Raw genomic sequence first — 20287 nt, 5'->3', positions numbered from 1 at the left:
CCGGCATCTCGGTCGAGGCGGCGTCGTCGCTTTCGGAGCGTTCCTATCGCCGCTGGAGACCCGGAGCGCAACCCCCGGCGCACGCATGGCTTGGTTGCAAGCTAGCCGGTCGTCTCGCGCGCGGCCGCCTCGTGGTAGCGGATCACCTCGCGGATCACGAAGGCTAAGTATTTCTCGGCGAAGTCCGGGTCGAGTTCGGCGTCCACGGCGAGCTTGCGCAGGCGCTCGACCTGCCGGGCCTCGCGCGCCGGATCGGCGGGCGGCAGCTTGTGGGTCGCCTTGAGGTGTCCGACGCGCTTGGTGCAGCGGAAGCGCTCGGCGAGAAGATGGACCATGGCCGCGTCGATGTTGTCGATCGAGCGTCGGATCTCCAGGAGTTCGGCGGGAACGGCGGGCTGGTCCATCGGCGGAAAGGCTCCTATAGGCGCGGGGGGCGAGGTCTCGATAGGCCGAGCGGGGCGGGAGGTCAAAGCGCGCCGGGCTCGTCCTCCCAGTAGTCGACGCTCTCCCGACGGCGCGTCATGTGCCGGAAGCCGTCGTCCGCCGGCGCGTCCTCGACCGTGCCGAGCACCTTCCCGGAATCGGGATATTCCACGATGTCGACCGGCGCCTGGTTCGACACGACGAGGTAGCGCAGGACGCGCTCGCCCGTGTTGATCAACTGATGCGCCGTGTCGGGACCGCCGGCCGGTGCGCCGAGGACGTCGCCGGCCGAGACCGCGATCCGCTCCTCGCCGAAGCGGTAGAGGCCGGACCCCTCGAGGATGACGTAGAGCTCGTCCTCGCCGCGATGGTTGTGGAAGGGGCATCCGCTCTTGCCCGGGGGGACCTCGTTGTAGCTCGCGCCGATGAGGCGAAGGCCGAGCCGCTTGGCGAACGAGCTGTCCGCGCTCCCGAAGGCGGATCCCTGCGTCCAGGACTCCAGGGGCAGATCGGACAGGCTCAGGCGCGGTGTCATGGCGATGGTGCTCCCCGGCTGTGGACAGGCGTGGATAACGGGACTTGAGCGCCGGCGAAACTGGCAATTGGACCCGGGCGGGACGATATGATCCTCATGCGCTTCTCCCCCGCCTTTCTCGACGAGATCCGCGCCCGCGTCCCCATCTCGGACGTCGTCGGGCGGCGCGTGACGTGGGACCGACGCAAGACCCAGCCCTCGCGCGGCGACTGGTGGGCCTGCTGCCCGTTCCACGGCGAGAAGTCGCCCTCGTTTCACTGCGAGGATGCCAAGGGCCGCTACCACTGCTTCGGCTGCGGCGTGTCGGGCGACCACTTCCGCTTCATGGTGGAGCTGGAAGGCATGAGCTTTCCCGAGGCCGTGGAGCGGCTGGCGGGCGAGGCGGGCGTGCCGATGCCCGCCCGCGACGCCGATGCCGAGCGGCGCGAGCGCGAGCGCGCGACGCTCAGCGACGCGGTGCGCCTCGCCGCCGAGTTCTTTCGCCAGACGCTGCAGGAGGCCGACGGCGCGAAGGCGCGCAGCTACCTGCGCGACCGCGGCCTTCATCCCGTCACCCAGAAGACCTTCGGCCTCGGATACGCCCCGGACTCGCGCAACCGCCTGAAGCAGTTCCTGGCCGACCGCGGCATCGGCAAGGCGGAGATCGAGGGTGCCGGGCTCGTGGTGCACGGCGAGGGGATCGCCGTCAGCTACGACCGCTTCCGCGACCGCGTGATGTTTCCGATCCTCGACGGGCGCGAGAGCGCGATCGCCTTCGGCGGGCGCGCGCTGTCGGCGGACACGCCGGCCAAGTACCTCAACTCGCCCGAGACCGAACTCTTCCACAAGGGCAACGTCCTCTACAACCTCGCGCAGGCCCGGCGCGCGTCGAAGGCTTCCAACACGCTGGTGGTGGCGGAAGGCTACATGGACGTCATCGCCCTTCACCAGGCGGGCATCGAGAACGCGGTCGCGCCGCTCGGCACCGCGCTGACGCAGAACCAGCTGGAGCTTCTCTGGCGCACCGCGCCCGAGCCGATCCTGTGCTTCGACGGCGATGCGGCCGGTATCAAGGCCGCCAACCGCGCGGCCGACCTGGCGCTTCCGCACCTGAAGCCCGGTCGCTCGCTCCGCTTCGCCCTCCTGCCCGACGGCAAGGACCCCGACGACCTGATCCGCTCCGGCGGGGCGGACGCGATGCGCGCCGTCCTGGAACGGGCCCGGCCGCTGGCCGACCTCATCTGGACGCGCGAGTCGGGCGGCGGCGGCTTCGACACGCCCGAGCGCCGCGCCGAACTGGAGCAGCGCCTCAAGACCACGCTGCGCCAGATCGGCGACGAGAGCCTGCGCCGCCACTACCTGCAGGACGCCGAGGAGCGCCTGTCGGCCTTCTTCGGGGTCGCAAAGGCCACGCAGGGCTTCGGGCGCGGCGGCGAGCGGGGGCCGCGCGAGGGCAGGACCGGGCGGCGCGGGGGCGGTGGCGAGGGGGGGCGTCCAGCCTTCTCGCGCAATCCGACGGGCAGTGCGGGCCTGCAGCGCGGTTCCGATCGCCTGACGCGCACCAAGATGGTGGGGGCCGCCCACGGCTCGCAGGCCTATCAGCGCGAGGCCTCGATCGTGGTGGGCTTCGTGAACCACCCCGCGCTTCTGCGCGAGGCCTTCGATTATTTCGCCGACCTGGAGCTGACCGACGGCGAGATGGAGCGCGTGCGCTCGGCCGTGGTGGACGTCTATGCCGACGACCAGCCCCACTCGCGCGACGACATCCTGTCGGAACTCGACCGCCGCGGCATGGGCGACACCTTCGCGCGCCTGGAAGGGGTGCTGCGCCTCGTGCGGCTGTGGCCCGTCCTGCCCGAGGCGGCGCTCGAGGACGCGCGCGAGGCGGTGCGCCAGGCGCTCCACTTGCAGCACCGCGCCATTTCCCTAAATAAGGAACTCAAGGCCGCCGAGGATGCTCTGGCGCGCGGCGACGACGACTTCGCGCTGGCGCAGGTCGTTGAAATCAACCGAGAGATCAACAATCTAGCGGGAACCGAAGCCCTGATCGACGGGTTCGGGGTCTTGTCGGGTCGTCCTGCGAAGGGCATCTGACGTCCCCAATTCGCCGGCATGGGAGGGTCGGTCGAGAGTTCTCCCGATCGCGTCAGGATGCTGCAAGCTCTTGACAGGACGTCGGGAAACCAAAAAACACCGCCGCGACGGGTTCTGTCACGGCATTGGGCTGCCGAGCGGCGAAGCGCTGCGACGAGTTTCGAGTAGGCCGAGCGACCGCGCAGGCGGACGGTCATCATGGTTAAGCGGTCGTTTACGGCCGCTCATCTATAAGACACGCAAGGTTCTCGGCGCGCGGCGTGCGAGGCCCCGGGTTCTCTCACGGGAACGCCCGGCGCGAATTGGAGACGTACGGGAATGGCGACAAAGGCCAAGGAAGGCGAGGCGGCCGTCGAGGAGCGTCAGGAGACGCCGGACAGTCCTCTGCTGGACCTGTCGGACGACGCCGTCAAGAAGATGATCAAGGCTGCTAAGAAGCGCGGCTTTGTGTCCATGGACAAGTTGAACTCGGTGTTGTCCGCCGAGGACGTGACCTCGGAGCAGATCGAGGACCTGATGGCCATGTTGAACGACATGGGCATCAACGTCGTCGAGGACGAGGAGGCCGAGGACGGCGAGGAGAAGGAGGGCGAGTCCGAGGGCTCGACCGAGGTCGCCGAGACCGGCTCGACCGCCGTCGCCGCCGCGCCCAAGAAGGAAGCCGGCGACCGCACCGACGATCCGGTGCGCATGTACCTGCGCGAGATGGGCTCGGTCGAGCTTCTGTCGCGCGAGGGCGAGATCGCCATCGCCAAGCGCATCGAGGCCGGCCGCGAGACGATGATCGCGGGCCTGTGCGAGAGCCCCCTGACGTTCCAGGCCATCATCATCTGGCGCGAGGAACTCAACGAGGGCAACATCATGTTGCGGGAGGTCGTCGACCTCGAGGCGACCTATGCCGGCCCCGAGGCCAAGATGCCCCAGGCCGCCGCACCGGAGAGCGAGGCCGCCCCGCCCGCACCGGGCGAGCTGCGCCCCGGCGAGGACGAGGACGACGACGAGGACGATCTCGAGAACTCCCTGTCGCTCGCCGCGATGGAGGCCGAGATCCGCCCGCAGGTCCTCGAGACCTTCGACAAGATCGCCGAGAACTACCGCGATCTGCGCAAACTGCAGGACCAGCAGGTCGAGAGCCAGCTCGTCGAGGCGACCGCGGGCCTGTCCACGGCCGAGGAGCGCTCGCGCAACCAGCTCAAGGACGATCTCGTCACGGCGGTGAAGTCGCTGTCGCTCAACCAGAACCGCATCGACGCGCTGGTCGCGCAGCTCTACGACATCAACAAGCGCCTCGTGGGCAACGAAGGCCGCCTCCTGCGGCTCGCCGAAAGCTACGGCGTGAAGCGCGACGAGTTCCTCAAGGCCTACCAGGGCTCGGAGCTCGATCCGAACTGGCACGAGAAGGTCGCCCAGCTTCCCTCCAAGGGCTGGCAGCGCTTCGCGGGATCCGATCCGCGCGGCGTCGCGAACCTGCGCCAGGAGATCCAGAACCTCGCCACCGAGACGGGGCTCGAGATCACCGAGTTCCGCCGCATCGTCTCGATGGTGCAGAAGGGCGAGCGCGAGGCCCGGCAGGCCAAGAAGGAGATGGTCGAGGCGAACCTGCGTCTCGTGATCTCGATCGCCAAGAAGTACACGAACCGCGGCCTGCAGTTCCTGGATCTCATCCAGGAGGGCAACATCGGCCTCATGAAGGCCGTGGACAAGTTCGAGTACCGCCGCGGCTACAAGTTCTCGACCTACGCGACATGGTGGATCCGACAGGCCATCACCCGCTCGATCGCCGACCAGGCGCGCACGATCCGCATTCCCGTGCACATGATCGAGACGATCAACAAGATCGTGCGCACCTCGCGCCAGATGCTGCACGAGATCGGCCGCGAGCCGACCCCGGAGGAGCTGGCCGAGAAGCTGGCCATGCCGCTCGAGAAGGTCCGCAAGGTCCTGAAGATCGCCAAGGAGCCGATCTCGCTCGAGACGCCGGTGGGCGACGAGGAGGATTCGCACCTCGGCGACTTCATCGAGGACAAGAACGCGATCCTGCCGATCGACGCGGCGATCCAGGCGAACCTGCGCGAGACCACGACGCGCGTGCTTGCCTCGCTGACGCCCCGCGAGGAGCGCGTGCTGCGCATGCGCTTCGGCATCGGCATGAACACCGACCACACGCTGGAAGAGGTCGGCCAGCAGTTCTCGGTGACGCGCGAGCGCATCCGCCAGATCGAGGCCAAGGCCTTGCGCAAGCTCAAGCACCCCAGCCGCTCGCGCAAGCTTCGCAGCTTCCTGGACAGCTGAGCGGCGCGTTCCGGCGCCGCATGCAAAAGGGGCGTCCCGCAAGGGCGCCCCTTTTTCGTGACGTCTCAGGTCAGGCGGGCTGGTAGCGGGTCGCGCCAGACGCTGCCGTCACGATCGCGGCGTTTCGCGCCGTCTGAAGACGATGCGAAAGGATGGCGGCCACCATCAACCCGCCGATCACGGTCACATGCTCGGTCGCGGTGTGGAAATGCGCGATCGCAGCCTCGCCCTCGAGGCTCCAGAAGTGATGCACCAGCGGAATGGTCAGCGCGGTGAAGACCCCGAGCGCGCCGGCACCGAGCCAAGGCTTGATGCCGGTGATCAGAAGAAGCGAGCCGCCGAGCTGCGTCGCGATCACGAGAACCGCGATCGGGGCCGCGGGTTGAAGGCCGAAGAAGGCCATCTCGGCAACCGCCGCCGGAAAGTCCGCCAGCTTGGCCAGTCCCGAGCCCCAGAAGCAGAAGGTGAGGACGACGAGCGCGAACCGCGTGAACAGGACGGACTCGAGAAGGCGGGCAAGAAAACGGGGCATGGGACCACTCCGGTTGGGACGGGGCGATCTTCCGCGTGGATCGTTTCGCCGTGATGTCGTGGAGGCGGCTTCCTGAACCGTCGCTGAACGCCGCGCTCGGCACGCGTTCAGTCCGGCGCCGCTAGCGTCCGGTTCGGCCCTCATCCTCACCTGAAAGGACACCCCGCCATGACCCCGATCCTTCGTTCCGCGCTTCTTGCCGCCGCGACGATCGCGACCGCCTGTCTGGGCGCAAGCGCTCCCGCCCGCGCCGGCGCCACCGCCGACGTCTCGCTCCTGACGAATGTCCAGTATCGGGGCGACTGGGACGGCGAGCGCCGCCACCGTCGGGGCGACTGGGACGATCGCCGTGGCCACCGGTACGACGACCGCCGCGATCGCGGCATCTGCCGTCCGGGCCTCGCGCTGGAGAAGGCGCGCGCCTTCGGCCTGCGCGGCGTCGACATCGTCGACGTCGGCCGCCGGCGTGTCGTGGTGGAGGGCTTCCGCCGCGGCGGACGCCCGGTTCTCGTGACCTTCGCGCAGGCCCGCGGCTGTCCGGTGATCGACCGCCGCTGAGGCGGCGCCCGCCGCTTAAGCAAAAGGCCCGGAAGCTCGTGCTTCCGGGCCTTTTGCGTCGCCCTTGCCAGCGGAGAACCGATGCGCTGCGGCATCGAGGGACGCGGCCGGACGGCCAAGCCCCTCGCAGTGTCGGCCGGAACGGCGCCGGCGTTCAGTTCTCCAGCGCGAACACCACCCGCACGGTGGCGCTCGCCATGGTCTCGCCGGCCGCCACCGGGACCTTCGGCGAGGCAGGCGCGGCCATCATGCGCATCTCGCTCACGGGCCGGGGCGGCTCGATGCCGGAGGCACCGTCCTCGATGCTCAGAAGCGCGCCGAGGCGCAGTCCGGCCGCGCCCGCCATCGCCTCGGCGCTCGCCCGGGCGCGCTCGACGGCCGTGCGACGCGCCTCGTTCTGGAGGGCCGACGGATCTTCGGCCACGAACTCGATCGACCCGCCGTCGTTGACGCCCAGCGAGACCGCCCGGTCCAGGATTTCGCCGAGACGATCCACGGCTCGAACGCGAAGCGTGATGGTGTTGCGGACCTCGTAGCCGACCAGCGTCGGGGGGGCCTGCGTGCCGTCGGAGGCGGTGTCGTAGCGGTATTGCGGGGCGATCGTGAAGCCCGAGGTCTGCACGTCGCGCGCTTCCAGGCCGAACTCTGGCAGCGCACCCTGCACGGCGCTCATGGCCGCGCTGTTGTCGGCCAGCGCCTTTTGCGCGGTCTCGCCCTGGCGCATGACGGTCAGCTGGACGAGCGCCAGGTCGGGCGCGCGAAAGGCCTGTCCCTCGCCCGTCACGGCCAGGCGCCGGGGCTCCGCCGGCCGGCCGGCGGCGGGCGGAGCCGGCGGGGGCGGCGTCTGCGCGATGGCCGCCGAGGAAAGCCCCAGGGCCAGCGCGAAGAGGGCAGGGCGGGCAAGGCGGTGGGAAGCGGACATAAAGTCTCCATTCGAAAGGCTTCGGCCCGAACGACCTGCCAAGGGAATGCGGCGGAAGCTTTGCCGACCCAACCTTTGCTTGAGACGGCGTCCCAGTTGGGTTAACGCTCGCACGGCGGGCCTGTAGCTCAATGGTCAGAGCCGGCGGCTCATAACCGCTTGGTTGCAGGTTCGAGTCCTGCCGGGCCCACCAACCGTCTGCGAAATTGTCGTTTCCAAACAACGGCGACCCTGTTTCCAAAAATCCTGAGTTTCCTTCCAAAAACGCTGATCCCGATCAAAGCTTGCGGCGACACATCATAATTCAGTAAGTGGCTGGTTATTAACACTATTCCATTCTGCATGAAGTGCGCTCCTCGTCCCAAATCCCGACGTGGCCATATTTTTGCTTTGCCAGTTTTTCTGCGACGTCTCCGACGCTGAGCACGTTCGATACGCGTGCTTTTGAGGGATCGGCTCGAGCGGGATCAGGCTTTTTGGACGGCTTGCGAATCATTTGGCTGTTCCCGAACGATGGCCGCGCGGACGGAACAGTCACCTGGTCTTCGATGACCTCGTTACCGCGAACGGGCTGAGCCGCGGCGTTCGCTGGGACTTGCGCACGACGACCGTGCCGCCCAACGTCGTGTTTGCCGACTTCGACGCAGAAGTCAGCCCGCACGAGATTTGAAAGAAGCGTGGCGCACAAGAGCGCCCCGACCTTAGATCGGTCGCCGCTCGCGCTTCGGGGACTTGCGGCAATGTCTTGCCACCGTACCGCGGAGCGACGCCGATCGTCTTGGATCGTCGGGCTACCGGCTCACAGTCGGCTCCTGACCGCTCGACCAAATCCATGCCACAGCGTTGGGTTCATCCACGCAGCGTAACGGTTGCGATCGACGCGATCGGATGCCCTGGGATCGAATCCTAGCACGCTGATAGACGGACGCGGGGCGAATCCCTTCGGTGAAGGAATTTGGATTCGACTTATCGCGTCCGCCGTTGCGTTAACTGCGTGTCGGCGGTGACCCAACCTGCGGCGAAAGCTTCTGGGAGAACCATACGGGCATGTCGACACCGCCGTCCGGGCCTGCGGGTCCGGTTGCCCTGCCCGAGTTCGGCCATGCGTTCCGCGACGCGCTTCGGCTTCTCTTCATTCTCGTCAGGGGCAGCGAACCCCTAGCCGCGGAACTGACCACGGACACGCAGGACCGGGTCTTCGTGGGGGAGAAGCGGGCTCTGGCGATCGACTTTTGGCTTCGCTATCCCGATTACCTTGCGGACGAACTGCTCGACATCCACGCCGAGACGGGCGACCCCGCCATCCTGGCCGCCGTCCGTCGAATCTTCGACGAGGACGAACCCTCGGTCCGCACCGTCTGGATGATCCGGTGGCGGCGAGGCGCTTACGACGACCTCCAGACCTCGCTCTCGTTCTTGGCGGCCCGCCGGCTGGTCACGCCGATGCGCCGGACGATCCCCTCCGGGCATCAGAACGAGTTCCTGCTCGGGCCGTTGGCCGAGACTTTCCTGTCGGAGGCAGTACGTTCGCAACCCACCCTTGAATGGTATTCGCGGCAGACCGACCTGGCACTCGTTGTTGCTGCCGCCAGGAGCGGCTCGGCGCTCAAGGACATCCATTACGAACACGCCGAGTACGCCGGCACTCCGTACGGGACGGCGATCCCATCGATCCGCCTAAAGGTTGAAGCGCGACTGCGGGAATTGGACGGGGGAAGCGGTGGTTAGGCGCAGGACGGACAAGAGGGTCGAGGCCAGGTTTGCGGACGCGGATTGGGTCGAGGCCGTCGCCGCCATGGCGGGGGTGGAGCCCGACGTCGTTCTCGACGTGCATCGGCTGCACGGCGTCGAGGCTGCGGGCACCTTGCCCCGCCCGCGCAAGCTCATCGTCCGCCGCGTGTCGTTCAGCGGCGTGAAGCACGACGCGGCGGGATTCGAGCGCTTCTCCTTCGACTGGGACGGCCTCGACACCGGACTCTGGGCTGTCCTGACGGACGGAAACAGCCAGGGCAAGTCGTCAATCCTCAAACTGGTCCTTGCCGTTCTCCAGGGACGGCTTCCAGGGCATGTGAAGCCCGACGTCTGGAACTGGATCGACGGCATCGACGTCTCGTTCGACATCGACGGGATACGGTTCGGGGTGGCGGTCCGGAAGGAGGTTGGCGTCTTGAAGCCTTCGGAGGCTCGCGCGCGTGTCGTCCGCGGCATGGATCCGGCCATCGCCGTCCTGCACGACGGGCCGGCGGACGCCTCCTTCGAGCGGGCGATGTCGGACGTCTTCATGGAGGAACTGGGGTTCGCGAAGTTCCGCTCCTACCGATCCGAAACGGACGCGGCGAGCGAGCACGGGTGGCCCGCCATGTCGTCAGCCCTCTTCATCGACGGTCCCGGGAAGGCCATCTTCGGCGGTGTCGCGAACGATGGCCTGCCCATACGCCTGATGCAGCTCTTCATCGGCATGCCGTGGATCTCGACCTATTCGGCGGCCTCCACCGCCCTGAAGTCCGTGCAGGCAGACGACAAGGCCGACCGCGAAACGTCTGGAACGCAGGCGGGGCGGGCGGTGGGGCGCCGCGCGGAACTTAAGGCCGAGCTGGCAGGGCTGCGGGAAACGCTCGCCGGGCTACCCGACAGGGACGCCCTGCGCGCCGACCTTCGCGCCATCGACGCGCAGCTCCTCGCTTCCGGTTCGCGGATCGCGTCCGCAAAGGGCCAAGTCGACGCGTCTACGCGGGCCGAGGCCGACGCGATCTCGATACACGCGGGCGCAAGGTCCGCCCTCCAGCAGGCGCAGGACGACGCCGCCGCGGGATACGTTTTCCGCAGGCTGCGTCCATCCTGCTGCCCGGCCTGCGAGGCCTCGGTCCAGATCGGCCGCTTCGAGGCGACGGCTTCCGAGACCTGCGGCCTGTGCGGGAACACCGACCCGCCGGGGGACGCGTCGCACGACGCGGTCCCGCACCTCAGGGACGCCGTCGAGGACGCGGCACGTGAACTGCGCGCCTCCCGCAAGCGGCTTGCGGCCGCCGCGGGGGAACTCCTCGCTGCGCAGGGCGAACGGGAACGTCTCGAGGCTGACCTCCAAGCGAAGGGGGATGCCTACGTGTCGCTGCCGGACGACACGTCCATCCTTTGCGCCATCGCGGCCGCAGAGGCGCGGCTGGACGAGCTTGCGCGCGCCTCCGCGCCCGTGGCGGTCCGGAAGTACGGGGAACACGATCTCGCGGTCCTCGAGGCGACGGTCGACGTCGTCGAGGGTAAGTTCAAGCCCTTGGAAACCGAGGTGCTGAAGGAGGTCAGCGATGCCCTTCTCCGTCTCGCGGGGGAGTTCGGCGTACGCAACCTCGAAAGCCTGCGCCTTGTCGGGAACGGCCGCCTCGACGTCAGCCAGGGGGCAGCAAGGTGCACTTCGGCGACCTTACGCCGGGCGAGCAGGTGCGCATCCGGATCGCGGCCGCCCTGGCCGTCCTCCACGTGGCGGCCGCTCGTGGGTTCGGACGCCATCCCGGTCTCCTCATCCTCGACTCCCCCGGCTCGCAGGAGATGGACGCCAAGGACTTCCCAGCCTTGATCGGTGCCGTGGCGCAGGCGACAAAGCAGTACCCCGACTTGCAGGTGATCCTCGGCGCCGTCTGGAGGGAGGGAATCGGGGAGTATGTCCCACGCGCCTTTCGAAAGCAGGTGACCGGCGCGGCGGAGTTGTTCTGAGGGAGAAGCGGAGATGCCGGACATCGCGTCCAAGATCCTGAGCGCGGGCGGCCCGGTGGACCTGTCCGACGCTGGGGCGCCCGAGATCGGCGACGCGATCGAAGAGTTGCTCAACCATCCCGGCGGGAGTGCCCTCTTCGTTTCCCTCTGCCAGACGGGAACGGCCGCCTGCCTCGACGGCGCGGCGGAGCTGGTCGACAGGACGCCCGATCCCGGGGTCATGGTCGAGGTCGTCTGTTCGCTCTCCGCTGGCCTCCGCATCGACCAAGCGACCGTGCGTCGGCTGCATAAATCCTTTCTGGCGAAGGCGGGCGACGCTTCCTGGCATCCGGCGACACGCTCGCAAGCCCTGATGGGCGCGCTTGTCCTCTCAGGCGGTCGCCCCGGTCCGACGAGGCTGTTGCAAGCGCACCTGATCGACACCGGAACGGACGACGACGGCAATTACCTGAGACACGCGACCAAGGTCATGGGCCTTCTGCTGGCACAGGTCGACGACGGCGACCTGCGGCTTGCCCTCGCGAGCCTCCTCGACGTGCCGGAAGCCGAGGACGAGGCCTCGATGGCACTCGGGTTGCTGGCGCTGGCGCAGGGACTCGACGAGAGCGAACGGTCCGGTGCCGTCCGGAGGTTCGAGGAGGCCCGGTCATGGTTCCGGCGGTCGGCCGGCGCCGCCGAGGTAAGGCTGGATGCCGACCTGCACGCGCGTTGCCTCGATTTCCTCCTTGCGTTCGGAGAAGGCGGGAGTCCCGCGGAAATCCATGCGTCGATTGGCGAGATCCGCGCGTCGGCGTTCGCTTGGTCGGCCCATCTCGTTCCGTCCAACCGACCGCTGCCCCGCGACCCTTGGTCGGGCGCGGCGACCCTCAAGGGGGTGCACTGGGCGTCGCTCGCTTTCCGACTCGGCGCGCTGGAAACGAGCCTTGGCGAGGCGACATGGCTCAACGGGGCCATGGTCGTCGAGGAGGAGCTGCTCATGGTCTATACCGCCAGCCGATCCGTCTTCCGGCGCGACGCGGATGGTGGGCTCGAGGCGGTCGTGCGTCCGCGCATCGTCGGCGCGCTACAAAGGGAGCGTAGGCAGCTCGACGTCCTCGACGCCTGGATCGACCGCCGGGCGGTAGACGGCCCGGAAAGGCATGCGGCAATGGCCATGCGATCTGCCGTATTGGCGGCGATGGAGGCCAGCGTCACGCGAAACCCCACTGAGGCGTCGACCGCTCGTCCCACGGCCGTCGCCATCGTCAGGGACAGCGGCCTCGGACCGGCAGAGCAGCGCGAGGCCCTTGAACTTCTCCAGTCCACGCTTGCAAGCTTCGACATCGAGCTGGCGGAGCCCATCGTCGCGGAGTTGTGGATGGCCCTCCACGAACGGCTCCTGACGAACTTCGACTACCGCACGAAGCCACTCGCGCGCGCGTTCTTCGGCGTGATCCTGTTCCACACACTCGGGTTCCTGGCGTCGCGCGATAACCTCGGAACGACGTCGACGACCGGGACCGATTACCTGTTCGACCTCAGCGTGACGGCGCCGCCCGTCGAGGACGATCTGCACAGGGACTATTACGGCTTCCTCGAGGCGACCCGCCTGCGTCCGACCGACCAAAAGGAAGCCCAGGGCATCGGCCACGGCCGCGCGGACGTGCTGTTCGAGAAGGACGGCTTCAAGATCGTCGCCGAGTTGAAGAAGCATGACCGGGACTCCAACCTCGCGGAGCTCGTCCGAAAATTCGGTCTCCAAACGACGTCGTACCAGAGGACGAACGTCACGTTCTGCATCCTCATGGTGCTCGATCTCGTCGACCGGGGTGGCGGCGGGGGGCACATCCGCGAGAAGGTGGCGGTCGTCGAGAAGATTCCCGGCTCGGGCGCGACGACCTACTCGGTGGTGGTCTTTCGGATCCAAGGGCGCCAGCGGTCGCCGGCGAACGTTGTGGGTCCGTCGACCGCCGTACTCACGCCGTAGCACCCGCATGTCCGCATTGCCTTGAGCGACGATCCAGCATGATCGGCAACGCCCGACTAGCTTGCGACCAAGCGAACCGCCCTTGAGCGGACGCCTATGCATAGAATATCCAGAACCGCCAGCTCAGCCGGACGAAGTCCAAAGAAGCAGGCATGCAACATGACACATACAACCATGCCGTCCGCTTCATATGGACCTGTAAGGGACCTCTTGAGTGGGGTGACGTGGACAGCACAAGGGCGCGACTTCAAATTGTTGTCGTTCCACGCATGTCAGGGAAGGCGACAAGTCGCTCGAACGACAACTCGCGAGTCGCGAAAATCGGTTTGCGTCGACTCCGCTCGGTCACGACGTCATTCGGGCACAGGCTCACCCTTGAACCAGTAACCCTGGCCGACGTGGCGGTACTCATTCGACGCCCACACGATCTTGCCCACACGCTTGCCGGGGTCGGCGGCGGCGATCTCGATGCCCACGTGCCGAAGATGCGCGAGAATCTCCACCCGGTTCATGGGCCGTCCCTCGCGACGAATGAGTTCGCGCGTTGCACGGCGTACGGTTTCGGCCAAGCTCGCCTCCCGAACCCGTCGCGGGCGGGGAGAAGGCCGGGTCGACGACCGTAGCGTTTGCGACTCCACCGCAGTAGCGCCCGTTCGCGTGACGCTGCCCGCGATCAGGTCGCGCGCCTGCGTCAGCGCCGCGATTTCGCGTTCGCACTCCGCTATCAGGTCCCTGCGGGATGCCAGCTCGGCGTCAAGCTCCGCGAGGATCCCATCGATGCTCGAACCCCGTGCCATCCTATCGGAGATTTGAGGAAAGGGGTCCACTACAGGCTACCTCCAGCCGGACGACAAAATTTGGGATTCCCTTCTTGCGGGGCCCAAAATTGAAGTTATAACATTACCGAAAGGCACCTCGGAGGAGATGCCGCACCGAATTGGCGTCCTTTCGAAGCTTACCGTTCGAATCAGGCGAGGTCTATGGTGTCCGACCCTTACCTCATGAGTCCTATGATCCCTGTCATATGCGGCAACCGTCCCGTTCCCGCGAGACACCCTATTGCCAAAAGTGTCACGTGAACGAGCCCAGATCCCGGGCGGACGTAGATGACCCGGTCGATCTCCGCAGGGTGTTCGCCCGGATCGTGTCGTCCACGACGGGCGGCCCGCTCCGGACCATCCAAACCACTGGCGGCGGCAAGCCAACGGGCACGTTCGTCTCTCTGAAAGCCAAAGCAAGGGCGATGCCTTGGGAGTCGCGAGACTGTGAAAAACCCGTCATGCAGCTCGCGGAGTTCTGCGGTGCCGTCCACAGCCTGCTGTCGCAGCCCCACCGGCTGGAAATGACAGTCAGGGGCTCGTCCCGGCCCCTCGTCTACTTCCCGGACCTGATGCTAGTCGTCGACAGGGCATTCGAGCACAGCATTGTTTCAGGGATGCCATTCGCCACCGCGGCCCTCAACTGGGTCCCACCTATGGGTCCCGCTGCGACGCGAACGATGGTGATAGAGGTCAAGGAGGATCGGGACCCGAGGCTAGCGAATCGAGACTACGCCGAGAAGCTTGACCTTGCCGCCCAAGTCTACGAGCGGGTCGGAATGACGTTCGTCACCATTCTCAAGTCCAAGGACCTCGACTGCGTCGACATGGCTCCGATCCGCGACGTCCTCATGGATCGCTTCACCTCGATCCGAATGGCAGACGTCATCGCGGCCCGTGAAGCCGTCGGTCGGGCAGGCGCCGTGGCGACCGTGGACGTCGTTGCGAAGGCCCTCGGCGGCGGCGCCGCAGCACAATGCAAGGTCGCGGCGCTGACCGTTCGCCGGGTCCTATCGATCGGATTGGCCGGCGAGTGGTCGGGGGAGAGCCCCGTCCGTCTGATCAACGACGGGAAGGCCATCCTGGACCGGGGCCGATGACGAGCCAACCCGACGTCGATGCGGGACAAATCTTCCTTTACGGGACGGCGGACCGGCAGGTTGCCCTTGAGTTCACGCGCTTCCAGTTCGACGGGAAACTCGAATTCCGGAAGGCGGACGGCAGCGGCAAACGGACTATGTCTGCGGACGAGTACGAACGGGACCGCTCCGAAGGGCTGCTCGTGCGCGTCACTCGGCTTCTCGATGGTGACGGCGTCGACCATGACCTCGATCCGGCTTTCTTCGCGGACCCGGAAGAGGTCGGGATAAAACCGATCGAGAAAGCCCACAGGCAGGCGATGCGGCAGAGGCTGTCCAATGCGAGGACGCTTCGCTTCTTCTGCATGCGCCATGATGAAACCCCGGGCCTGACCCATGGCCGAGTCGATCTTCGCAACCTCATCGCGGAACACCGCGTAGCGGCAACCGAGGCAGGCTTCGACTGGTGCCCATCGCCGAGCGCGCTCAAGCGGGCGCTCGAGAACTATGGCACCCCCGGAAACCGGCCGCTCGGTCCATTCCTGACCCGAGGAACGAAGGGCAAGACCGAGCGCTGGGACCGGCGCATACTCGAGTTGCGGGACGCCATGATCGCGCACTATTGGTCCGCGAGGGGCGTCAGGAAGGGCGACGCGGTCAACAAGTTCATGACAGGAGCAAAAAGGCTCCGAGAAGCGTGCGAGCGTGAGTTCGAGGCAATACCGAAAAGTCCCAAACGCTCGATCCTCCACAAATGGGTCAACGACAGCGAGAACTACGAGAACTACAAATCAAAGTACGGAAAGAAGAGCGCCGACGCCCGGTTCCGAGGCCGTGGCCGGGGCATGGTCGCAGAGCGCATCCTCCAATATGTCCTCATTGACGACACGGAGGTGGACGCCTTGGCACTGTTCACGGACGCCGACGGCAACGTCGTTAATACGGCACGCCCGACCCTAACGCTCGCCATCGACCTGTACTCGCGCATGATACTGGGCGCGGTGCTGACCTACGACGGCCTCTCCTTGATAACCGTCATGGAATGCCTGCGGCAGGTAGTCCGGCGAAAGACTTTTTTGGAGAGTCGTTGGGGACCACACAAGGGCGCAACCGACGGATGGGGCAAGCCGGCCGAGATCATCGTCGACCGGGCATGGCAGAACGTCGGTATTTCGTTCAAGGCCATATGCGAGGCCGCAGGCATCGACGTCCATTGGGCTTCAGTCAAGACACCGACTTACAAACCCTACGTCGAACGCGCGATCTCAACGTTGAACCAGCACGTTTGGCATCGGCTGCCAGGCGGCATCCCCCACGACGGCCGGACGATGTCAAAAATGGGCATCAAGCCGCGCGAGGCCGCTGACCGCAACATCGAAGCCATGGCGGACGACATGTGGGGCGCCATCGTCACGATATACCACGTCGAACCGCACAGCGGCATCGGAATGGCCCCCGCACGCAAGTGGATGAAGGGTCCGAACCGCAAGCGTCCCACCATCGACGACCCGAAGTCGCTCGACAAGATGTTCGGCCGGACCCATCGGGTTACGCTGACCGCAGAGGGGATCTACTTCCGGGGCCATCGCTTCCACGACCAAGCAACGACGAGCAGGATGCTTGACAGCGTCCTGCGCTTCGCCTCCTCGCGAGCTCAGAGGAAGGGACCGCTGAGCACGGGAACCGCTAAGATTGTCATCGTTGCGGATGACAACGACTGTTCCGAAGTCGAAGCGTGGGATCCGCGGCGCCGAATCTCTGAACGCTTCCCTAACTGGCAGGCAGCTTACCATGGCCTCAGTTACAGCTACGCCGGAAAATTAAAATCGTTCGTGAAGCAGCAGAACCTCGCCTTCCACTCGAACGAAGAGGCACTTGCGGCCCGTACGGCCTACATGGCGACGCTCGGACCCAGGTTGAAGACCGCCGGGGCTCGTTCGCGCGGCCGGCGCCAAGCGGTGGCCACCCTGCACCGCGAGAACGCCAACCTCGGCTTGGGTGACGTCGTGGTGATGGCGACCGAGGAGCCCAGCCCCTCCGGCTTCGGCGATGGCTCCGTCCCGAACGCGTTGCCGGCCTTCGAGCGCGAGGATGACCGGATCCCACCGAAGGACGCAAGGCGAGGGGGCAAGAAGGCCACGACGAAGGCTGTGGCGACCCGAAACCGGAATAAGGCGGCGGCGAAGCAGGCGAGCGGGGCGAAACCGACAGCGCCTGCCGGAGGACCCATGAGCGCCGGCGAGACGCCGTCTTCCAAGCCTCTCAAGGCGCCCGTCCAAGTCACTGAGGAAAGTCTGGACTCACTGGCCGAACTGGAACGTCTCGAACTCGAGTTGGCACGGGAAAGAGCTTCGTGACAACCAGGGCCGACATATGGCCTGCGTTCAGGACAATGCGGATCCAGCATCCCCGGTTGCACGACGTCGCGGGGGTGATGTCCGACCTGCGCGAGTGCAGGCGCCGAACCCCTCATTCCGAGCAGGGGTGTGCGTCCCTGTTTGCCGATACGCAATCTGGCAAGTCCACCGCGGTCAAGCACTACATCGAGACCAAGGTCCTCGACGATGTCATCGCGGCCGGTGAACTCAAGGGAGATGGGCTCAATCGCGTCAAAGCGGCCACGTTGCAGAAGCGCGTGCTCCACGTGACGCTGACCGATAAAGCCACGCCCAAATCCCTTGCCTGCGACATACTGGACGTGTTGGGCGCGAAGTACTCCGCAGGCAGCAGTACGCCGTTGCTGATGCGGCAGGCGTATGTCCTGTTGAAGGGATGCAGAACAGAGCTTTTGGTCGTCGACGAGATCCAGCACCTCTCGCTCACCGCTCTTCGTCAAGGGACGAGGGCAAGCAGCAGCAACCAGTTCGAGACCAGCGCGACCAACACGCTCAAACTGATGATGATCCGTGGCTTGGTTCCCATACTGTTCGTCGGAAAGACCGAAGCCCGTCATCACCTCTTCAACGACGAGCAGCTCGCCGCGCGGTGTGTCAACGAGATCAACTACGGACGCCTTCGGCTGGAAATCGCCTCGGAATACAAATTTTCAAAGACTACCTCGGCAAGGTCGGATTGATGCTGCGCGAACACGGGCTGTTTCCGGAGCGTTCGAACTTTCTAAGCGGCGACATCCCCGCTTGCGTGTTCGAAGTCGCCGGCGGGAGGCTCGGAATGGCGTCGAGGTTGGTCGAGGCAGGTGCCGAGAGGTCCCTTGAGCGCAAAGGGACAATGGTCAACCGCGACGACCTCTCGCAAGCCACCGATGAGTGGGCGATACCAAAGGGTCACATCGACTACAATCCGTTCCGGGACGGTGTCCGGCGGGCCATCCTCAAGTGAACGCCCTTCCAGAATCCCTACCGTCGGCGACCAGCGTTCCGGCCCTGGTCATTCCGGTGCAGCCCATCCCAGGGGAGGGCATACCGGAACTGCTGCAACGGGCCGCCGCCGTGAACGGCTACCGGAATGTCGTCGACGTCATGCGCATCGCCGATCCGGGTTGGGGGGTGCCAGCAAGCGCAGGGACGAGCGTCATCGGGCGGGAGAGCATGCTGGCAAGGGCGCTCGGCATCGTCGGCGGCGTGGAAGAGATCGAACGCCTTGCCTATCGTTCCGTACCCGCCAGGACGGGTTGGCACGACTTCTTCGGCACGCCTCTCCGCAGGGTCCACCGGGAGGTGCGCTACCGCCGCGTGTCGCCACGGGCTCTGCGGGCGTCCCCCCACGGCCGGGCCGTTTGGTCGGTCAAGCTGCTCGGTTTCGATCCGTCCACGCGTGAGCGACTGCTCGAGGAGTGCCCCGGCTGCGGGCATCGCTTGACCTTCCGCACCACGCTAGGGATCGAGTACTGCGACTGTTGCCTGACGTCGGATCGATACGGGATGCCGATTGGCGCGGTAGATTTGAGGGATCTCACCCAACCTTTGGTGGAGGTTGGCGACGAGGAAGCGCTCGACTTCGCGGCCGCGTTGCTCGACCCCTTGCAGGATGCGCGTCGCTTCCTGCCTGCCGGCTCCCCGTTCGGGTCCGTCGAGCCGGGGGATATGTTCGAGTTCGTCTACGCGGTCGCTTGCACTATCGTCGCCGCCAACGCTGGAAGGTCATCGTCCTGGCGAGCGAAGTCGCACGCGGAGTTCTCCTCGGTTGGCCCCGACGTCCTGGCCGAAGCGGGTCGAGTGGCGCTAGGGTGGCCGTCCTCCTTTCACGACCTCGGCGAACGCCTGCGCGCCGCGCGCGTCGATCGTCCCCTCTATTTCGGCGTGGCAAAAGAACTCGGACCGATCACCGACTTGTCCGTGGATCCCAACCTGTCAAAGGAAATCCGTTACTTGGTGCAAACGGCGGTACGCGCCAATATGGCGGCGTCCGCCTTCGAGCCGGGGTTGGTCCGGAGGTCGGAGAACCGTCACCGTTCCGACCTCGTGACGATGCAGGAAGCCCACAAACGCTTCGGTTTCAACCGTCGGCGTTGGGCGGATTTGGCTGCCGACCCTCGGGCAGGCGTGGTTCGGGCGCCGGGGGCATCGAAAGCTCCCGTCCTGCTACCTTTGGAAAACGTCCGGACGATCGTCGAGGAGGCGCGCGACCTCCAATCGGCAAGCGATCTCGGTGCCCGTTGGGGCGTACCAACTTGGGAGGTCGAGCTCCTGTCCCGCCACGGTCACGTGACGGCGGCGCGCGGTCCGGGAGTGCTGCTTCTGGGGAAGGGGACCTTCTACACCGGAGCTAGCGTCCAGGCCGCCGAGACAGCCCTTTCGGCGCTCGTCATGGCTGGGATCCCGACAGCCGACACGGTCACGCTCGGCGCGGCGGCCGACGCATTCCGGCGTGAACTCGGCCAGCCTCTTATTTCGATCGCCAGCGCCGTCCTGTGCGGGGACATCGAGGCGTGGCAAGGCACCGATGGGGGCATCCTGTCTGGACTGCTCGTATCCGCGTCGCTCGCCCCGGCCAACATCAATGTCCGACATTCTCGAACGCGCGAGGTCGGGCTGACCCAAGGGGAGGCAGCGGCTCTGCTGCATGCGTCCGCCGTCACCGTCTCGGAGCTCGTCGCGGCGGGCCTGCTGGCTCCGCCCCTGACCCTGTCGGGTCTCGAGACCTTCTCGCGTCGCTTCGCTTTGACAACCGAGGTTCACATGATGGATGGCGCGCGGACTCGCGGCCTGCGGTTGCGCGATGTCCCTGGCTATCTCCAATCGCGCGGCATCGCGCCCTGCCATGAGTTCGGGTCTCGCGGCAAGCTGCTGTGGGAGAGGGAGACCGTCACGTGCGTGCTGGCAGCCGACCGGAACACTGCCGACCGAACCGCATCACATGCGGCCGACTAGCGGCCCGCAATTTTCTGACGAGCACGCTCATTTCCCACCTGGGACGTCGGG

At 66.3% G+C, this 20287-nt stretch carries 16 protein-coding genes and 1 tRNA gene; 12 read left to right on the top strand and 5 right to left on the bottom strand.

All coding sequences use genetic code 11. From position 1 onward, the window contains the following. Positions 1-101: 101 nt before the first annotated feature. Both BLQ76_RS17755 and BLQ76_RS17750 read right to left on the bottom strand, forming a co-directional pair. Positions 102-404, bottom strand: a complete 303-nt coding sequence (locus BLQ76_RS17755) for a chorismate mutase (protein WP_090676140.1) — start codon at positions 402-404, stop codon at positions 102-104. 62 nt (positions 405-466) lie between these two features. Further along, positions 467-958 (bottom strand): cupin domain-containing protein, encoded by a 492-nt coding sequence (locus tag BLQ76_RS17750; RefSeq protein ID WP_090676138.1) that lies wholly within the window; start codon positions 956-958, stop codon positions 467-469. A 96-nt stretch (positions 959-1054) separates the two neighbouring features. Here BLQ76_RS17750 and dnaG point away from each other — a divergent pair, with 96 nt between their 5' ends. Both dnaG and rpoD read left to right on the top strand, forming a co-directional pair. After that, a complete protein-coding gene (gene dnaG / locus BLQ76_RS17745; RefSeq protein ID WP_090676293.1) occupies positions 1055-3031 on the top strand; it encodes a DNA primase in 1977 nt (658 codons plus the stop codon). A gap of 318 nt (positions 3032-3349) precedes the next feature. Further along, positions 3350-5323, top strand: coding sequence for an RNA polymerase sigma factor RpoD (gene rpoD, locus BLQ76_RS17740; RefSeq protein ID WP_090676136.1), 1974 nt, complete (start codon positions 3350-3352; stop codon positions 5321-5323). A 70-nt stretch (positions 5324-5393) separates the two neighbouring features. Here rpoD and BLQ76_RS17735 read toward each other — a convergent pair whose 3' ends face one another. After that, positions 5394-5855 carry a DoxX family protein gene (locus tag BLQ76_RS17735; RefSeq protein ID WP_090676134.1) on the bottom strand — a complete coding sequence of 154 codons (462 nt, stop codon included), beginning with the start codon at positions 5853-5855 and terminating at the stop codon, positions 5394-5396. Between the two features lie 168 nt (positions 5856-6023). Between BLQ76_RS17735 and BLQ76_RS17730 the strand changes: the two genes are divergently transcribed. Next, positions 6024-6413, top strand: a complete 390-nt coding sequence (locus tag BLQ76_RS17730) for a hypothetical protein (RefSeq protein ID WP_090676132.1) — start codon at positions 6024-6026, stop codon at positions 6411-6413. 154 nt (positions 6414-6567) lie between these two features. On the opposite strand, the gene BLQ76_RS17725 is transcribed toward BLQ76_RS17730, so the two are convergent. Then, on the bottom strand, positions 6568-7335 hold the full coding sequence (locus BLQ76_RS17725; protein ID WP_090676130.1) for an SIMPL domain-containing protein: 768 nt from the start codon (positions 7333-7335) through the stop codon (positions 6568-6570). A gap of 117 nt (positions 7336-7452) precedes the next feature. Here BLQ76_RS17725 and BLQ76_RS17720 point away from each other — a divergent pair. The 4 genes from BLQ76_RS17720 to BLQ76_RS17705 all read left to right on the top strand — a co-directional run bounded on the left by BLQ76_RS17720 (position 7453) and on the right by BLQ76_RS17705 (position 13009). Beyond that, positions 7453-7528, top strand: a tRNA-Ile gene (locus tag BLQ76_RS17720). Positions 7529-8382: 854 nt separating this feature from the next. Then, positions 8383-9063 (top strand): hypothetical protein, encoded by a 681-nt coding sequence (locus tag BLQ76_RS17715; RefSeq protein WP_090676127.1) that lies wholly within the window; start codon positions 8383-8385, stop codon positions 9061-9063. A gap of 67 nt (positions 9064-9130) precedes the next feature. Beyond that, positions 9131-10906 (top strand): hypothetical protein, encoded by a 1776-nt coding sequence (locus BLQ76_RS17710; RefSeq protein WP_139184049.1) that lies wholly within the window; start codon positions 9131-9133, stop codon positions 10904-10906. 150 nt (positions 10907-11056) lie between these two features. Further along, positions 11057-13009 carry a hypothetical protein gene (locus BLQ76_RS17705; protein ID WP_090676124.1) on the top strand — a complete coding sequence of 651 codons (1953 nt, stop codon included), beginning with the start codon at positions 11057-11059 and terminating at the stop codon, positions 13007-13009. A gap of 353 nt (positions 13010-13362) precedes the next feature. On the opposite strand, the gene BLQ76_RS21795 is transcribed toward BLQ76_RS17705, so the two are convergent. After that, the gene (locus BLQ76_RS21795) at positions 13363-13578 is read right to left on the bottom strand and encodes a hypothetical protein (RefSeq protein ID WP_139184048.1); all 216 of its coding nucleotides are present in this window, start codon (positions 13576-13578) and stop codon (positions 13363-13365) included. Between the two features lie 506 nt (positions 13579-14084). Between BLQ76_RS21795 and BLQ76_RS22200 the strand changes: the two genes are divergently transcribed. Genes BLQ76_RS22200 through BLQ76_RS17680 form a run of 5 tightly spaced genes read left to right on the top strand, consistent with a single transcriptional unit; the run spans position 14085 to position 20236 of the window. Further along, positions 14085-14927 (top strand): hypothetical protein, encoded by an 843-nt coding sequence (locus BLQ76_RS22200; protein ID WP_170842642.1) that lies wholly within the window; start codon positions 14085-14087, stop codon positions 14925-14927. Then, a complete protein-coding gene (locus BLQ76_RS17695; RefSeq protein WP_170842641.1) occupies positions 14924-17263 on the top strand; it encodes a DDE-type integrase/transposase/recombinase in 2340 nt (779 codons plus the stop codon). The genes BLQ76_RS22200 and BLQ76_RS17695 overlap by 4 nt, the downstream gene beginning before the upstream one ends. A 35-nt stretch (positions 17264-17298) precedes the next feature. Further along, entirely contained in the window at positions 17299-17982 is a 684-nt protein-coding gene (locus BLQ76_RS17690) for an ATP-binding protein (protein ID WP_139184047.1), read from the top strand. Then, on the top strand, positions 17982-18245 hold the full coding sequence (locus BLQ76_RS17685; protein WP_090676114.1) for a hypothetical protein: 264 nt from the start codon (positions 17982-17984) through the stop codon (positions 18243-18245). Before BLQ76_RS17690 ends, BLQ76_RS17685 begins: the two co-directional genes overlap by 1 nt. Next, on the top strand, positions 18242-20236 hold the full coding sequence (locus BLQ76_RS17680) for a hypothetical protein (RefSeq protein WP_139184046.1): 1995 nt from the start codon (positions 18242-18244) through the stop codon (positions 20234-20236). Before BLQ76_RS17685 ends, BLQ76_RS17680 begins: the two co-directional genes overlap by 4 nt. Positions 20237-20287: the final 51 nt, after the last annotated feature.

Source organism: Aureimonas jatrophae (assembly GCF_900104035.1).
Taxonomy (GTDB): domain Bacteria; phylum Pseudomonadota; class Alphaproteobacteria; order Rhizobiales; family Rhizobiaceae; genus Aureimonas; species Aureimonas jatrophae.
Note: the sequence above shows the minus strand (reverse complement) of the source record. Positions and strands in the feature narration are given on the sequence as shown.

Excerpts from the sequence above, each read along its gene's own strand:
- BLQ76_RS17755 (WP_090676140.1), bottom strand. The coding sequence starts at position 404 with ATGGACCAGCCCGCCGTTCCCGCCGAACTCCTGGAGATCCGACGCTCG.
- BLQ76_RS17750 (WP_090676138.1), bottom strand. The coding sequence starts at position 958 with ATGACACCGCGCCTGAGCCTGTCCGATCTGCCCCTGGAGTCCTGGACG.
- dnaG (WP_090676293.1), top strand. The coding sequence starts at position 1,055 with ATGCGCTTCTCCCCCGCCTTTCTCGACGAGATCCGCGCCCGCGTCCCC.
- rpoD (WP_090676136.1), top strand. The coding sequence starts at position 3,350 with ATGGCGACAAAGGCCAAGGAAGGCGAGGCGGCCGTCGAGGAGCGTCAG.
- BLQ76_RS17735 (WP_090676134.1), bottom strand. The coding sequence starts at position 5,855 with ATGCCCCGTTTTCTTGCCCGCCTTCTCGAGTCCGTCCTGTTCACGCGG.
- BLQ76_RS17730 (WP_090676132.1), top strand. The coding sequence starts at position 6,024 with ATGACCCCGATCCTTCGTTCCGCGCTTCTTGCCGCCGCGACGATCGCG.
- BLQ76_RS17725 (WP_090676130.1), bottom strand. The coding sequence starts at position 7,335 with ATGTCCGCTTCCCACCGCCTTGCCCGCCCTGCCCTCTTCGCGCTGGCC.
- BLQ76_RS17715 (WP_090676127.1), top strand. The coding sequence starts at position 8,383 with ATGTCGACACCGCCGTCCGGGCCTGCGGGTCCGGTTGCCCTGCCCGAG.
- BLQ76_RS17710 (WP_139184049.1), top strand. The coding sequence starts at position 9,131 with ATGGCGGGGGTGGAGCCCGACGTCGTTCTCGACGTGCATCGGCTGCAC.
- BLQ76_RS17705 (WP_090676124.1), top strand. The coding sequence starts at position 11,057 with ATGCCGGACATCGCGTCCAAGATCCTGAGCGCGGGCGGCCCGGTGGAC.
- BLQ76_RS17695 (WP_170842641.1), top strand. The coding sequence starts at position 14,924 with ATGACGAGCCAACCCGACGTCGATGCGGGACAAATCTTCCTTTACGGG.
- BLQ76_RS17690 (WP_139184047.1), top strand. The coding sequence starts at position 17,299 with ATGCGGATCCAGCATCCCCGGTTGCACGACGTCGCGGGGGTGATGTCC.
- BLQ76_RS17685 (WP_090676114.1), top strand. The coding sequence starts at position 17,982 with ATGCTGCGCGAACACGGGCTGTTTCCGGAGCGTTCGAACTTTCTAAGC.